Origin of the sequence: Kutzneria sp. NPDC052558 (assembly GCF_044547355.1) — a bacterium.
Lineage (GTDB): Bacteria > Actinomycetota > Actinomycetes > Mycobacteriales > Pseudonocardiaceae > Kutzneria.
In genome coordinates, this window is sequence record NZ_JBIUAG010000005.1 from 111,101 (window position 1) to 125,185 (window position 14,085).

Consider the following 14,085-nt stretch of genomic DNA (forward strand, 5'->3'; position numbering starts at 1 on the left):
CATGTGACTTCAACGCGCTCCGTCGATACGCCCGAATTCCCGGTGGCCCGGCCCGATTCCTGCCCATTCGACCCCGACTCGGCCTTTACCCGGTTACGGGCCGAGGAGCCGGTCTCGCCGGTGCGCTGCCCGGCCGGCATGGACGCGTGGCTGGTCAGCCGGTACGAGGACATCCGGGCGGTGCTGGCCGATCCGCGGCTGAGCTCACGGGCTGCCAGCTCGCAGCACATGGTGCCGGGCTACGATTTCGAGCGGTCGCCGAACCCGGGTCAGATCATCCAGCTGGACGGCGAGGAGCACTCGCGGCTGCGGCGTATGTTGATCGGGGAGTTCACCGTGCGGCGGATGGAGGCGCTGCGGCCCTATATCCAGCGCATCACCGACGAGCACATCGACGCCATGGTGGCCAAGCCCGAAGCCGACCTGGTGGCCGACTTCGCGCTGCCGATCCCGTCGCTGGTGATCTGCGAGATGCTGGGCGTGCCCTACGCCGACCGCGCGGCGTTCCAGGACGACAGCGTGCTGCTGCTGGACACCGAAACCGACTGGGAGACCCGCGGCGCGGCCTGGCAGCGCACCTGCGACTACATCGGCGGACTGGTCCGGCAGCGGCAGGCCGAGCCGCGGGACGACCTGTTGAGCCGGCTGATCGCCCGTGGCGAGGAGACCGACCGCCCGCTGGCCATGGAGGAGTTGGTCACGCTGGGAGGGACGCTGCTGATCGCCGGGCACGAGACGACCGCGAACATGATCGCGCTGAGCACGGTGGCGCTGCTGGAGAATCCCGCGCAGCTGGCCGCGTTGCAGGCCTCGCCGGAGGCCGCCGTCGAGGAGCTGATGCGCTATCTGACGGTGATCCAGTTCGGCCTGCTGCGGCAGGCCACCGAGGACGTCACGGTCGGCGGCTCGACGGTCAAGGCCGGGGAGTGGCTGGTCGCGGCCATCCAGTCCGGCAACCGGGACGGCGAGGTGTACGCCGATCCGGACACCGTTGACCTGGGCCGGCAAGCCCGCACCCATCTCGGGTTCGGGTTCGGCGCGCACCAATGCCTGGGGCAGCAGTTGGCCCGGATCGAGCTCCAGGTCGCGTTGACGACGCTGCTGCGCCGGGCGCCGGGGCTGCGGCTGGTCGAGCCGCTCCCGCTGTCGGAGTTCAAGAGTTCGGCCATCATCTACGGCCTGCGGACGCTGCCCGTCACGTGGTGAGCATCGGCGGCGCCGGTGCGAGCCGGCGCCGCCTCGCCCGTCAGCGGCGGTTGGTGTGCTTGCGGGCGGCGAACTCGTAGGCGTCGGCGATCAGCTTCCGGACCGTGTCGGCGGTCCGCTCGCCGGGGGCGACCACGCAGACCCAGTGCTGGCCGGCGTACTCGGGGTGGGGCATGATCCGATCCCTCGGCGTGTGATCGTCCACTGTGGACTGTCCGATGAGTTCGGCGTAACCGGCCTTGGTCAGGCCGATGTTGACCCGGTACGCGCCGTCCCGGTCGAGCTGGGAGGCAGTGTCGTAGTGGTCGCCGGTGACGATCGTGACGAACGGCATCTGCCGCTGCGGCGGCAGGTCGCCGTCCGGGTCGTAGAGGAAGAAGAGGTCGCCCGCGTGCTCCGCGACGCGCACCCCGGCGTAGGTGTCGGTGATGTGCCGGCTCAGTTCGTCGATTTCCACCCTTCAAGTGTGTCATTGAACTGCTATTTGAGGCTTTTCCTCGAATGACGTGCGATTCTGGCCAGAACCCTCAAGCCGGGGTTTCACCACACCCCGGGGATGAGCCGGTTCGTCTCGCGCATGTACGCGGCGTAGTCCGCGCCGAGGCCGTCGAGCAGGACCCGCTCCTCGATCCGGATCCGGTTCAGCACGCCGACGATCACCAGCGCCTCGAACACCACCACCGACAGCCAGTTCCCGTACAGCAGGGCGATCCCGAGCAGGGCCACCAACAGACCGGTGTACGAGGGGTGGCGCAGCACGCGATACGGGCCCGAGCGCACCACGTGGTGGTCCTCCTGGATGTGCACCACGGCGCGGAAGTAGCGGCCCAGCATGGCGATCGACCACAGCCGGAAGCCGCCGCCCAGCACGATCAGCAGCGTGATCGCGACCTGCCAGCCGGTGTCCCGCGACGGGAAGTCCAGGGCCGGCAGCGCCCGGCGGATCAGCGCCGCCAGCACGACCGCCAGCACCGCCGTGACCATGATCCCGCCGTAGCTGGCCCATTCGCGGGTCTTGGTGCGCCCGCTGCGCAGCAGCTGCGTCAGTTGCAGCCCGACCTCACCCAGCGCCCACAGCGCCACGACGATCCACACCACAACCATCATTACCCCACGGTAGGCCCTTAGCATGGGCCTGTGCGGCATTCGGTGACCGTGGTGGACGTCGAGGCCCGGCCGACGGCGGTGGTCGCGGCCACCACGACCTGGCCGGAGTATCCGGCGGTGTGGAAGCGGCTGCTGGACGAGGTGTGGGCCTGCCTGCGGGCCGGCGGCGTCACCCGCGGCTGCCGCAACATCATGCTGTACCTGGACGATTCGCCCCGGGTCGAGGTCGGCGTTGAGCTACTGGCGCCGTGCGAGCTGACCGGCCGGGTCGTCGCATCGACACTGCCGGCCGGCCGGGCCGCCAAGACCGTCCACTATGGATCGTACGCGGAGCTGGGCGCCGCCCACGATGCCGTCGTCTCGTGGTGCGCCGAGCAGGGCCTGACCCGAACCGGCGTCCGCTGGGAGGTCTACGGCCCCCACGACGACAACCCCGCCAACGTCTGGACCGAAATCTACTGGCAACTCAACTGAACCACCGCGGGGTTCCGTTCGAGGCGATCTGGTGTCCGTCGGGGAAGTCGGTGGAGTGGGACAGCTGCTCCCACTCGGCCAGGTCCTTGTCGACGGCGGCGCGGCCGGCCCCGACCAGCCGCAGTGATCAGGAAGAGCACGACTGTCCGCCAGGGAGCACGCGGCACCAGAGCTCGACCAGTGTCTCGGTCATCCGCTCCAGGCCGCCGGGTTGGGTTGACGCGTGGTAGAAGTTGCGCTCGGTCATCCAGCACAGGGCCTGCGCGAGCGCATCGGCGCCGGTCGGACCGTCCTGTTCGGACACTCCGGCCGCGACCAGGACCCGGGCCATCACCTTGGTGTTGTTGGCGATGATGTCCTGCCACAGCTGGTTGATCGCCGGCACCTCGGGACCGAACTCGACGGCCGCCCGCATCACGGTGCCGTGCTCACGCCACGTGCGGGCCGTGTTCTCCACGGCCCAGCGCACGATGTCGCGGGCCGGGGCGTCCGGCGGGTCGGCCATGTGCAACCGGGCGACCGTGCGTGCCACCAGCGCCGTGAGCACCTCCTGCTTCGACCCGAAGTAGAAGTACAGGGAGCCGCGCAGGATGCCCGCGCCCTTGGCGATCGACTCGACCGTCATCGGCTCGGCGCGCTCCCGTTCGAGCAGCACCTCGGCGGCGTCCAGGATCGCCTGAACCCGCTGGTCACCCTTGCTCGGTGCGTCCCGACGCTTCGCCGCCACCCGTCCACTATGACACGGCGCAGAGAAAAATCTGCATAGTGTCGAAAAAATTCTGCGGAGCGCAGGCGCTCGCCGGAACGGCCGGGACGCGGCAGACTTCCCCCATGCATTCCGCGGGCCTTGTGCTGCATCCCCAGCGTGATTCGATGGCCGCCGTCGAAGCCGTGCTCGGTTGGGCGGCCAAGCGGGACATCGAGATCCTCGGCATCGCCGGCGAGGTCGGCCGGCTGGACTGCGCCGCCGTGCCGGTGACCGCCGACGAGCTGGGCCGGCGGGCCGACCTGGTGGTCAGCCTCGGCGGCGACGGCACCATGCTGCGGGCGATGCGCATCGCCGACGGTCAGCGGGCCCCGGTCCTGGGCGTCAACCTGGGCAAACTCGGCTTCCTGGCCGAGGTCGACGTGCCCGACCTGCCCGAGGCCCTGACCGCCATCGACGACCACGAGTTCACCATCGAGCCGCGGCTGGCCGTGGACGCCATGCTCGGCGACCGGACCGTGACGGCGTTCAACGACGTCGCCGTGGTGCGGGTGCCCGGCGACGGCAGCGCCGTGGTCGCCGTCAGGGTCGCCGGGCAGCGGTTCGTCAGCTACGCCGCCGACGCCGTGATCGTCGCGACGCCGACCGGTTCCACCGCCTACAGCTTCTCCGCCGGCGGCCCGATCACCAGTCCCTCGGTGGAGGCGTTGCTGGTCACCCCGGCCGCCCCGCACTCGGCCTGGAGCCGGGGTGTCGTGCTGTCCGTGCACGACACCGTGGAGCTGGAGCTGCTGCCGACCAGCGGGCGCCTGGCCGTCGAGGTGGACGGCGAGGTCGCCGGCTACGTGGGCCCGGGGGACCGGATCGAGCTGCTGGCCCGCCCCGGCGCGGCGCGCGTCGTTCGGTTGGGCCGCACCACCTTCTACCAGCGGGCCCGGCGCAAGCTGCGGCTCACCGACTCGGCCGAGATCCCCGACACCATCGGCATTTAGAGCCGTTTGCCGACGACCACCACGTCCTTGGCCACGCCGTCCAGCTCGGCCACGCCCGGCAGCCGGCCCCACTCCTCGAATCCGTAGGAGCGGAACAGCCGCAGGCTCGGCTCGTTGCTGGCGAAGATCGTGGTGGCGATGGTCCGCGCGCCCAGCCTTGGGGCGTGGGCGACGGCCTCGCCCAGCAGGTAGCGGCCCTGCCCGCGGCCGAGGTGTTCGGGATGCAGGTAGATCGCCAGGTCGACGGTGACGTCGTAGCCCGGGCGGCCGTTGAGGAACGGCTCGAACGAGAGGTAGCCGGTGACCGTGCCGGGATCCTCGGCCGGGTGGGCCACCCAGATCGGGTGCCGGGCCTGCTCCAGCCACGGCCGCCGCGACTCGACGGTGACCGGGTCGAGGTCGCAGGTGCTGGTCCGGGCGGCGACCGCCGCGTTGTAGATGTCGACGATCGCCGGTAGATCGGCCGGCGTGGCCGGCCGGTGCTGATACCCCATGGAGATCATTCTGCGCCGAGCGGGCGGCCGGCCAGGGTGGTCGCGGTTGTGGTCAACGTCGCGATGTCCATGCGGCGCGGCCGGTCGCGTCCACCACCAGCATGTGCCGGGCTCCGCGCTGGAACCGGTAGGGCACTTCCCGCAGCTGGCTGGGCGGCAGTGTCGAGCGGAGCCGGTCGAGGAACCCCACCGGCTCCGCTGTGCCCTGGAGGACAAGCGGGAAGATCCGCACCTCTTGTCGGGCCACCCGCACCAGTTCCTCGATGGCCTGCCGGTGCCACTTCTCGTCGAGCCGATTCGCCCACGTGAACAGCAAATGGGAACACAGCGCCAGATCCACGCTCTTCGACGCCAACGGCAGCGCCGGCAACGCCGCCGCCACGTACCGCCCCGGCCGCTCCCGAAGATCCGCCAGAAACGCCTCCGCCGCCGCCATCCGCATCGCCCGGCGCCGCTCGACGCTGCCGTACCAGCTCCACTCGAAGCGATCCCGGTGGTCCAGGATCATCCGATCCCCGTCGTGCAGCCCGGCACGCACCAGCCGCCCCAGCTCGTCGATTCCCATCGCATAGGCCGGATCCACCGCCACCACGTCCGGCGTCTCCGCCGCGAAGCTCGCCCCGCCCGCACAACAGTCCAGCGTCACGCCGGCGAGATCATCGGGGGAGAGGTCGAACATCGCGCGGTACTCCGCAGCCGACCGGGACGTCACAAGCACGGGATCATCCGTAGCAGACCCGCACCGCGAAGTCGATCCATTCCGGGTTCTCCCAAGCGTCCCAACGCTTCCTGGCCTCGGCCGCGATGGTCTCGGCGGCTGCGGCGACGTCCGTCCCGGCGTCATGTGGTTGTTGGCCTGTGCCTGCACGAACCGCAGGTAGTCGCGGATGTCGCGGAGCAGCGAGACGTCGGTGACTTCGCCGTGGCCCGGCACCACAACCGCTGGGTCGAGGGTGATCAGGCGGTCCATGACGGCGATCCAGCCGGTGATGTCGACGTCGGCGTCGTGCGGCGGGAAGTGCGGGGCGATGGGGAACATGCGGGTCTCGGCCATGTCGCCGGTGAACAGGACCCGGTCGTCGATCAGGACGGTCTGGTCGCCGACGGTGTGCGCGGGGCCCTGGGCCGTCAGCCGCACCAGCCGGCCGCCGAGGTCGATCTCGGCCTCGCCGTCGTACACCACGTCCGGCTCGACGAGGTCGATGCCGTCGAGCTCGACCGCGATGTGCGGGCCGAGCCCCTTGAACATCTCGATGTAGCCGATTCCCAAGCCCACTCCGCGCACACCGACCGCCAGTCCCGGTGACCGGTGTCGGAGAGCGCTCTCCGAGGTTGCGGTCGGTCGTGGGTGATCACCGAGGCTTCGGAGAGCGGTTTCCCGGGCCTCCAGCCTTCCCCAGCCCGTCCGCTGACTACGCCGACCGTCCTCTGACTACGCCGACCCCATCGGCATTGCCCAGCTTCACGGCCGGCAAGTTTCGAAGCCTGTCCCTGTCCGGATTGGGCGGGGAATTGCCGGAGGCCTGGCCGGATTGGGTGGGGATCTGGGGTAGTTCGGCATGCGCCGGGCCTGGCTGTGTTCCCGGTGGAGTGGTGGACGGTGGGGGTGGTGTGGCTGTGGCTTGGTACGGCTGTAGTTGTGATTTGGGTGCCCGCGCCGCGCGGTTGCCGTGGGGGTGGGTCATGGCGCTTGGCGGTGGGGATTCGGGGGTTGTTGGGGGTTGTGGGGGTTTGCGTTGAGGGGTGGGGGCGTTGTTCGGTTGGGGGTGGGGTGGGGCGGCGGGTTGGGGGCTCCGGGTGGATTTTGTGTGGAGAGTGTGCCATTGACGTTTTCGGAGGTGCTGTCGGGTAGAAGCCGAAGGACGCTGAGAGCGGTGCTGTGCCGGTGATGGAGGTAGGCCCTCCGGGATCGCCTTGCAGGAGGAGGTCTCAAACCACTGCGAGCTGCTGCGGTGAATGAGTCGTGGTGGTGAGCGTCGCAGAAAAGTCGTCGTTGAAGGCGGCAGGTGTGGACCACGAAGACGAACGCGTGTGAACCATCGGGAACGTGTCGTTAACAAATAAAGTGACATCGAAACCGGGGCAGGTCTCCATGTTCCGGGATGAGTCAGGCGGGTGCCTGTTTATTGGCCTGGCGGTGTCCGGCACAGAGATGGCGTGAGCGTGGTCTGGGCGCCGGCGCGGAAGATGGGAATCCCTCGCCTCGACACTGCCGGTCGCGGGTTGACGCGGCCGGCGAGAGGGAGCGTTTCAAGTAGCTACCACTACAAGGAACTGAGTACCGGGTGCGAGGCGGGGAGGCGGACTGGCCCGTAGTAGTGAGGAAGCTCCTGTAACGGGGGTGGAGCGAAGGGGTCGGGTCGTCCGGGTTCGGTCAGCGATCAACCAGAGTTCCTGGGAGGAGTCGAATGGGCGAATCGCAGCCTGAAGGTAAGCCGTTTACGATTTCGAAGCAGTTGGTGTGGGAGGCGTTCGAGAAGGTTCGCGGCAACAAGGGTGCTGCCGGAGTGGACGGGGTGTCCATCGAGGCGTTCGAGAAGGATCTGAAGAACAACCTGTACAAGATCTGGAATCGGATGTCGTCGGGGACGTATTTTCCGCCCCCGGTGCGTGCGGTGGAGATCCCTAAGCCCGGTGGCGTGGGCGTGAGAACGCTGGGTGTGCCCACGGTGGCCGACCGGGTCGCGCAGACGGCGGTGGCGATGTTCCTGGAGCCCGAGGTGGAGAAGGTGTTCCATCCGGACTCCTATGGCTATCGTCCGGGGCGGTCGCAGTTGGATGCGATCGCGGTGTGCCGGCGGCGGTGTTGGGAGTACGACTGGGTGGTCGATCTGGACATCGCGGCGTTCTTCGACACCGTTCCCCATGACCTGGTGGTCACGGCTGTGGAGAAGCACACCGAGGCGCGGTGGGTTCTGTTGTGTGTGCGGCGGTGGCTGGTCGCGCCGCTGCGACAGCGCGACGGGACGCTGGCGGCCCGGGATCGCGGCACCCCGCAGGGGTCGGCGATCTCGCCGTTGTTGGCGAATCTTTTCCTGCACTACGCGCTGGACGTGTGGCTGGCCCGGGAGTTCCCGGCGGTCAGGTTCGAGCGGTATTGCGATGACGTGGTCGTGCACTGCCGCACCGAGGGGCAGGCTCGTCAGGTCCGGGACGCGGTGGCGTCCCGACTCGCCGGTCTTGGCATGGAGCTGCATCCGGCCAAGACGACGATCGTGTACTGCAGGGACGGGCGACGGGGCGGGACGTTCCCGTGCGCGGAGTTCACGTTTCTGGGGTACACGTTCCGGGCCCGTGGGGCCAAGGGCAGGGGCGGGGTGGTGTTCACCAGCTTCCTGCCTGCGGTCAGCGCGGCGGCGAGGAAGGACATGGGGTATGAGATCAAGTCCTGGCGGATCGGGCGGCACACCGACCGTGACATGAAGGCCCTCGCGCGGATGGTCAACCAGATCGTGCAAGGGTGGATCAACTATTACGGTGTCTTCTACAAGTCCGAGTTGGTTCGTCTCCTTCGTCGCATCAACGAGTGTTTGGTGCGATGGCTGGTTCGGAAGTATAAACGGTTGCGGCGGAGTTACCGGCGGGCGCGGGAGAAGCTGGCGGAGATCTGCCGGGTGTATCCTGGATTCTTTGCTCACTGGCGCTTTGGCGCGAAGCCGGCAGGTTGGACGATGGGAGCCGTGTGAGCTGAGAGGTTCACGCACGGTTCTGAGAGCGGCAGCGGGGGAAGTTCCCGCTGCCGACTCACCCCTCTGGGCGATGGCGTATCAAGGCGCTATCGGGCAGGCTCCGCCTGCCTCGATACGCAAGAAGCTTATGCCATCGCCCCCCTCCACACAAAATCCACCCTCCGATTGTCAAAGCGGAAAGTCTGTGTTGCCAGTCGCTTTCCCGGGTCGCCAGCTTTGTGTCGTTGGAGGGGGAGTTTCGGTTCGCTGTGAAATTGTCAAAGAACGAGTGCGGCGGGGGCGGTAGGGCGGGACTGCGTGGTGGTCAGTACTGGTGGGGCTGGGTGGTGTAGTGCCGGCCCTGGGGAGTGACCCAGTGCAGGGTGCCGTCCTCGTCGAGGGTGACGGTGTGGTTGCCGTGCTTGATGTGGTGGTGGTGTTGGCAGTAGCCCTTGAGCTGGTCCGGGTTCGTCTTTCCCTGGGGCCAGGGCACGGTGTGGTCGATTTCCTGGATGGGGTTGACACAGCCGGGGGCGCAGCAGGTGCCGCCGTCGCGGAGTTTGGTGAACTCCCGACACCGGGCTGGGGGCTTGTAGAGGTGGGTGGCCATCGCGGCGGCCCGCTGGTACTCATCGAGCAGGACGCCGCGCCAGGGGCCGAGCATGGCCAGTTCGCGGGCGGAGTCGGCGCTGATCGGGCCGTAGCCGTCGAGCAGGCCCGGGTCCTCGGTCAGACCCATCAGCGTTTCCATGGACAGGGTGACGTGGACCTGGACCTTCCGGTCGATGCCGTAGCCCAGGAACCGGTCCAGGAACGCGTCCACCCGCTTCTGGTCGGTGGTGCGGCAGTCCTTGCACAGGGCGCGGGCGTCGGCGGTGGCGATGTCGTAGCACTGCCGGGCGTCGATCGCGGACATCCGGATGCGGAGTTCGGCCATGCCGTTGGGCAGTGGATAGAACTCGATCCGCCGCTCCTTGTCACGGGCCTTCTGGCGGCGTTGCTCGTAGCCCAGGGGGTCGGCCTCGGCGACCAGTTTGGTGGTGCGGCGCGCGAGTTGGGTGCGGGTGAGCTCGGCGGCGACCTCGACCAGTTGGTCTTCGATCTGGGGGATCGTGGCGGGGTCGAGGTGGACCACCCGCTCGTCCACAGTCTCCAACCGGCGTAGGTCGATCTCGCCGCGTCGCAGTTGCTCACACAGCCGAGGCAGCCGGTCCAGGACTTCGGCGCGTTCCTGTTGGCGGAACAGGGACTGTTCGGACTCGTGGGTGGCCATGGACATCTCGGCCAGGTCGTCGAAATTCCGGAGAATGCACAGCCGGGCGTGGTCGGCAACCGCCGTGATCTTGCGGGCCATGACGAACGCCGTGACCTGTTGCTCAGCGGTCAGAGTGGAGAGATCCGCGCCAAGGAGCAGGTCCAACATCGCTCCCGAAGGCTCAGCAGACTCCAGCTCCTGGGTGATTTCTTCCATACCCCAAGAATACTCCCCATCAAGATCCAAATCGAACCACTAACGGGTGAAATTCCCGTTTCATGCATAATCGCGACGACCCCCTAAACAGCGTCACGACCCCACAACCAGCATCACGGCCCCACCCAAAGCACCATGGTGACAATCATCTTCACCTCCAGGCTCCGGAGGGTGGATTTTGCGCGGAGGGGGGCGATGGCATAAGCTTCTTGCGTATCGAGGCAGGCGGAGCCTGCCCGATAGCGCCTTGATACGCCATCGCCCAGAGGTCTCCGCGCAAAATCCACCCGGAGTCAGCTGGATAACGGTCCCCACCCCTCAAGCAGACCCCGCCACCCCGGAGAGCGCTCTCCAAACCACAGTCAACTGTGGGCGATCACCAATGCTTCGGAGAGCGGTTTCCGGCGTAGATCGGGCACTTCGCAGTCGTCTGCCGGGTAGCCGACCGGGAACAGGATGTACGGCCGCTCGGTGGTCGGCCGGTCGAACAGTTCGGTGAGGAAGGCCATGGGGTTGGGGGTGTGGGTCAGGGTGGCCAGCCCCATCTCGTGCAGGGCGGCGATGAACAGCCCGCAGGCGATGCCGACGCTCTCGTTGACGTAGTAGTTCTTGCGCAGGGAGCCGTCGGGCAGTGGGGTCGACTTCTGGGCGAACGCCACGACGAGCCAGGGGGCGCTCTCCAGGAACTCCTTGTGTTCGTCGGTCTCCAGTCGGGCCAGTGCGGCGTGCCAGTCGGGGGCGTCGCGCTCTCGGTAGAAGCGGCGTTCTTCCTCCTCGGCGGCGGTTCGGACCTGGCGCTTGAGGTCGGGATCTTCGGTCGCGACGAACGTCCACGGCTGGAAGTGAGCCCCGCTCGGCGCGGTGTTGGCCGCCTGCACGGCGAGCTCGATTGCCCGTAGTGGCACGGGATCCGACGAGAACCAGCGCACCGAGCGGCGCTCGTCCAGACGTCGGTGGAACTCCTCGCCGCGTCGCAGCGACTCCGCCGCGGACAGTCGCGGCCGGCGGTACGGCACGAAGGGATACGAATGGCTGCGGGTCACGCTTCGACCTTTGCACGGCCCGCATTCATCTGAACAGCTCAAAATTCTTACCAAGGACATAAGCTGACCCGATGAATCTGCGGCAGTTGGAGTACCTCGTCGCCGTCGCCGACACCGGGGGTCTGACCGCCGCGGCCGAGCGCTGCCATGTCTCCCAGTCGGCCGTCTCGCTGGGGTTGTCGGAGTTGGAGAGCGCTCTCCGACTGCGGTTGCTCATCCGGGGACCAGGCCGCAGTGCCGTGCTCACCGACGCCGGGCGGCAAGTCGTGGGGGAGGCCCGCGCCGTGCTGACGGCCGTGTCGGAACTGGGCGCCGACGCCCGGCGGCTCGGTCAGGAGATCGCCGGCACGCTCCGGATCGGCTGCTACGGCCCGGTCGCCGCGCTGTGCCTGCCGGCCGCCATCGCCGGGTTCCGCGAGCAGCGCCCGGAGGTCACCATCGAGTTCGTCGAGGGCTCGCTACCCGACCTGCAACGACAGCTGCTCGACGGCCGGTGCGAACTCGCTTTCCTCTACCGCCAGGACGTTCTGCCCGGCATCGAGGTCGAGGTGCTTCGCGACCAGCAGCCCCACGCCCTGCTGCCGGCCGACCACCGCTTCCGCCGCCGGCGTTCGGTCGCCCTCCGGGAGCTCGCCGCCGAGCCCTTCATCCTGCTCGACGTCCCGCCGAGCGAGCGCTACTTCCGCTCGGTGTTCGACGCCGCCGGCGTGCCGATGGCCGTCGCCCATCGCGCCGGCAGCTTCGAACTGGCGCGCGCGATGGTCGCCCGTGGCCTCGGGTACACGCTCTCCGTGCAACACCCGGCCGTGGACCGGTCCATCGAGGGCATGCCGTTCCGCACGGTGCCGCTGAGCGACACCGTGCCCACCACGCCGCTGGTCCTCGGCCGGGCCGCCGGCGGCCGCCCTACCCGCCGGGCCGAGGTCTTCTCGGCCTACTGCAAGGAGTTGTTCGCCGACGGCGGGCCGGCGTGACGGCTCAGCGCCACCAGTCGTCGAGCGGGGTGACCGGAACGGTCCGCTTGTGGCGGGTCGCGAGGAACACCGACTCCAGCTTCTCGGCGATCTCGGCCGGGACGTCCGCGCCCTCCAGGTAATCGTCGATCTGGCTGTACGTCATGCCCAGGGCGACTTCGTCGGGCAGCGCCGGGCGGTCGTCCTCGAGGTCGGCGGTCGGGACCTTCTGCCACACGCTCGGCGGGGCGCCCAGCTCCTGGAGCAGGGCCGCGCCCTGGCGCTTGGTTAGGCCGGTCAGCGGGGTGACGTCGACGCCGCCGTCGCCGTACTTGGTGAAGAACCCGGTCACCGCCTCGGCGGCGTGGTCGGTGCCGACGACCAGCATGTTCAGCTGCCCGGCGACGGCGTACTGGGCGACCATGCGCTCACGGGCCTTGATGTTGCCGCGCACGAAGTCCCGAAGCTGCGACTCGTCCACGCTCTTGGCGACCTCGGCCGACACGGCGTCGGCCCCCGGCTTGATGTTCACCGTGATCGACCGGTCGGGCTGGATGAAGCGCAGCGCGATCTGGGCGTCCTCCTCGTCGGCCTGCACGCCGTAGGGCAGCCGCACCGCGACGAAGCTGGCGTCGCGTCCCTCGGCCCGCAGCTCCTCGGCGGCCTGCTGGCACAGCCGGCCGGTCAGCGTGCTGTCCTGGCCGCCGCTGATGCCCAGCACAAAACCCTTGGCCGGGGTGGATCGCAGGAAGTCCTTGAGGAAATCGACCCGCCGCCGTACCTCGACCTTCGGCACGATGGTCGCCTTGACACCGAGTTCCGCGGCGATCCGCTCCCTGAGGTTAGCCATTCCCGCACTGTACCCAGTGATCGACGCCGTCCTGCTCGGACGGGACGAACGTCATGAAGGGGCCCTTCCTGACGGTGAACGTGAGGTTCGGTCCCATGATCTTGAGCTGGTCAGCGGTCCAGCGGCGGCTTGAGCGGCAGCTCCGGGAGTGGCGGCAGGGAGGTGGGGAGCGCCCCCAGAACGGTGGAGACGACGGCCTCCACCGGCGGCACGGCCACGTCGGAGACCGGCAGCGGCAGTGTGGCGCTTGGGAGAGCGCTCTCCGAGCTGGTCGGGGCGGGCGTCGTGGTGGTGGGCGGGGTTGCGATGCCAACGGCCGGGCTACGGGTGGTGGTCACGGCGGTCGGAGCCACGGTTGTCGTCAGGGCGGCCGGGGTTTCCGGGTCGGAGAGCGGTTGCCGAGGCGTCGGCGAGGCGGGCAGCAGCATGACGGCGGCGACGGGAGTGGCGACGGCGGCGCAGGTCAGGGGAACGGCCAGCCGCTGCACGAGCCGGGCGCAGACGACGCCGACCGGCAGCACGATGGCGATGCGCAGCTTGCGCAGGCGACGACGGGCCCGCGTGAGGTGCGACTCGACGGCTCGGGCGGTGAGACCGAGGGACTCGGCGACGTCGGCCTCGGACTTTCCCGCACCGATCGCGGCACAGACTTCCTGGGTGGTGGGCGGCAGGTCGGCCATGGATCGGACCAGGTAGCGCGCGAGGTCGCGGTCGGCGACGAGGTCGGCGGGGTCGACCGGGGCGAGGGCGGCGGCGTGCTCCCGGCGGCTGGCGACGCGTTCGCGGCAGCGACGGCGGACCTGGTCGATGAACCGCCGCCGGGATACCGTGGCGACCCAGCCGGCCGGGGTGCGCACGGATTCGGGATCGGCCACCTCCAGCAGCTCGACCAGGGCCTCGTGCACGCAGTCCTCGGCCTCTTCGACGGTGGCCCCGGCGGCCAGGCACAGCCGCACCGCGTGGGCGCGGACGGCGCCGTACTCGTCGAGTGTCATGGCCCTCCTTGATCGGTGGGGAAGCTAACACGGCCGGCGCTCTCGAATGACCCCTGAACTCGCGCTTCTTCTCTTTTGCGGGTGGAGCGCTTCCCGTACGACCCCCGGCGGGACAGTGGAGGGAGC

14 protein-coding genes are annotated in these 14,085 nt (G+C 68.8%); 5 read left to right on the forward strand and 9 right to left on the reverse strand.

Annotated elements, in window-relative coordinates:
* The first annotated feature begins 3 nt into the window (after positions 1 to 3).
* Entirely contained in the window at positions 4 to 1,206 is a 1,203-nt protein-coding gene (locus ACIG5F_RS11460; protein ID WP_396517502.1) for a cytochrome P450, read from the forward strand.
* A gap of 40 nt (positions 1,207 to 1,246) precedes the next feature.
* Here ACIG5F_RS11460 and ACIG5F_RS11465 read toward each other — a convergent pair whose 3' ends face one another.
* Both ACIG5F_RS11465 and ACIG5F_RS11470 read right to left on the reverse strand, forming a co-directional pair.
* On the reverse strand, positions 1,247 to 1,663 hold the full coding sequence (locus ACIG5F_RS11465) for a DUF6194 family protein (RefSeq protein ID WP_396517503.1): 417 nt from the start codon (positions 1,661 to 1,663) through the stop codon (positions 1,247 to 1,249).
* Positions 1,664 to 1,746: 83 nt separating this feature from the next.
* Entirely contained in the window at positions 1,747 to 2,313 is a 567-nt protein-coding gene (locus ACIG5F_RS11470; RefSeq protein WP_396517504.1) for a methyltransferase family protein, read from the reverse strand.
* Positions 2,314 to 2,343: 30 nt separating this feature from the next.
* On the opposite strand from ACIG5F_RS11470, the gene ACIG5F_RS11475 reads away from it, so the two are divergent.
* Positions 2,344 to 2,787 (forward strand): GyrI-like domain-containing protein, encoded by a 444-nt coding sequence (locus tag ACIG5F_RS11475; RefSeq protein WP_396517505.1) that lies wholly within the window; start codon positions 2,344 to 2,346, stop codon positions 2,785 to 2,787.
* 127 nt (positions 2,788 to 2,914) lie between these two features.
* Here the strand turns inward: ACIG5F_RS11475 and ACIG5F_RS11480 are convergent, their stop codons facing one another.
* On the reverse strand, positions 2,915 to 3,514 hold the full coding sequence (locus ACIG5F_RS11480; RefSeq protein ID WP_396517506.1) for a TetR/AcrR family transcriptional regulator: 600 nt from the start codon (positions 3,512 to 3,514) through the stop codon (positions 2,915 to 2,917).
* Positions 3,515 to 3,618: 104 nt separating this feature from the next.
* On the opposite strand from ACIG5F_RS11480, the gene ACIG5F_RS11485 reads away from it, so the two are divergent.
* Entirely contained in the window at positions 3,619 to 4,485 is an 867-nt protein-coding gene (locus tag ACIG5F_RS11485; RefSeq protein WP_396517507.1) for an NAD(+)/NADH kinase, read from the forward strand.
* On the opposite strand, the gene ACIG5F_RS11490 is transcribed toward ACIG5F_RS11485, so the two are convergent.
* Positions 4,482 to 4,979, reverse strand: coding sequence for a GNAT family N-acetyltransferase (locus ACIG5F_RS11490; protein ID WP_396517508.1), 498 nt, complete (start codon positions 4,977 to 4,979; stop codon positions 4,482 to 4,484). The genes ACIG5F_RS11485 and ACIG5F_RS11490 overlap by 4 nt on opposite strands.
* A gap of 52 nt (positions 4,980 to 5,031) precedes the next feature.
* Entirely contained in the window at positions 5,032 to 6,249 is a 1,218-nt protein-coding gene (locus ACIG5F_RS11495; RefSeq protein ID WP_396517509.1) for an MBL fold metallo-hydrolase, read from the reverse strand.
* Positions 6,250 to 7,387: 1,138 nt separating this feature from the next.
* On the opposite strand from ACIG5F_RS11495, the gene ltrA reads away from it, so the two are divergent.
* On the forward strand, positions 7,388 to 8,665 hold the full coding sequence (ltrA, locus tag ACIG5F_RS11500; RefSeq protein ID WP_396517510.1) for a group II intron reverse transcriptase/maturase: 1,278 nt from the start codon (positions 7,388 to 7,390) through the stop codon (positions 8,663 to 8,665).
* 307 nt (positions 8,666 to 8,972) lie between these two features.
* Here ltrA and ACIG5F_RS11505 read toward each other — a convergent pair whose 3' ends face one another.
* Positions 8,973 to 10,118, reverse strand: a complete 1,146-nt coding sequence (locus ACIG5F_RS11505; RefSeq protein ID WP_396517511.1) for a DUF222 domain-containing protein — start codon at positions 10,116 to 10,118, stop codon at positions 8,973 to 8,975.
* 362 nt (positions 10,119 to 10,480) lie between these two features.
* Positions 10,481 to 11,161: a nitroreductase family protein gene (locus ACIG5F_RS11510; protein WP_396517512.1), complete on the reverse strand. Its 681-nt coding sequence runs from the start codon at positions 11,159 to 11,161 to the stop codon at positions 10,481 to 10,483.
* A gap of 71 nt (positions 11,162 to 11,232) precedes the next feature.
* Here ACIG5F_RS11510 and ACIG5F_RS11515 point away from each other — a divergent pair, with 71 nt between their 5' ends.
* Complete coding sequence (locus ACIG5F_RS11515) at positions 11,233 to 12,135, forward strand: LysR family transcriptional regulator (RefSeq protein WP_396517513.1); 903 nt, start codon at positions 11,233 to 11,235, stop codon at positions 12,133 to 12,135.
* A gap of 4 nt (positions 12,136 to 12,139) precedes the next feature.
* On the opposite strand, the gene nadE is transcribed toward ACIG5F_RS11515, so the two are convergent.
* Together nadE and ACIG5F_RS11525 are read right to left on the reverse strand one after the other, a co-directional pair.
* Positions 12,140 to 12,964 carry an ammonia-dependent NAD(+) synthetase gene (gene nadE / locus ACIG5F_RS11520; RefSeq protein WP_396517514.1) on the reverse strand — a complete coding sequence of 275 codons (825 nt, stop codon included), beginning with the start codon at positions 12,962 to 12,964 and terminating at the stop codon, positions 12,140 to 12,142.
* A gap of 110 nt (positions 12,965 to 13,074) precedes the next feature.
* Positions 13,075 to 13,959 (reverse strand): RNA polymerase sigma factor, encoded by an 885-nt coding sequence (locus ACIG5F_RS11525; protein ID WP_396517515.1) that lies wholly within the window; start codon positions 13,957 to 13,959, stop codon positions 13,075 to 13,077.
* Between the last annotated feature and the right edge of the window lie 126 nt (positions 13,960 to 14,085).

What these genes read in the sequence shown, in the direction of transcription:
- ACIG5F_RS11515 (WP_396517513.1), top strand. Translation starts at nt 11,233, where the DNA reads ATGAATCTGCGGCAGTTGGAGTACCTCGTCGCCGTCGCCGACACCGGG.
- ACIG5F_RS11505 (WP_396517511.1), bottom strand. Translation starts at nt 10,118, where the DNA reads ATGGAAGAAATCACCCAGGAGCTGGAGTCTGCTGAGCCTTCGGGAGCG.
- ACIG5F_RS11490 (WP_396517508.1), bottom strand. Translation starts at nt 4,979, where the DNA reads ATGGGGTATCAGCACCGGCCGGCCACGCCGGCCGATCTACCGGCGATC.
- ACIG5F_RS11525 (WP_396517515.1), bottom strand. Translation starts at nt 13,959, where the DNA reads ATGACACTCGACGAGTACGGCGCCGTCCGCGCCCACGCGGTGCGGCTG.
- nadE (WP_396517514.1), bottom strand. Translation starts at nt 12,964, where the DNA reads ATGGCTAACCTCAGGGAGCGGATCGCCGCGGAACTCGGTGTCAAGGCG.
- ACIG5F_RS11485 (WP_396517507.1), top strand. Translation starts at nt 3,619, where the DNA reads ATGCATTCCGCGGGCCTTGTGCTGCATCCCCAGCGTGATTCGATGGCC.
- ltrA (WP_396517510.1), top strand. Translation starts at nt 7,388, where the DNA reads ATGGGCGAATCGCAGCCTGAAGGTAAGCCGTTTACGATTTCGAAGCAG.
- ACIG5F_RS11470 (WP_396517504.1), bottom strand. Translation starts at nt 2,313, where the DNA reads ATGATGGTTGTGGTGTGGATCGTCGTGGCGCTGTGGGCGCTGGGTGAG.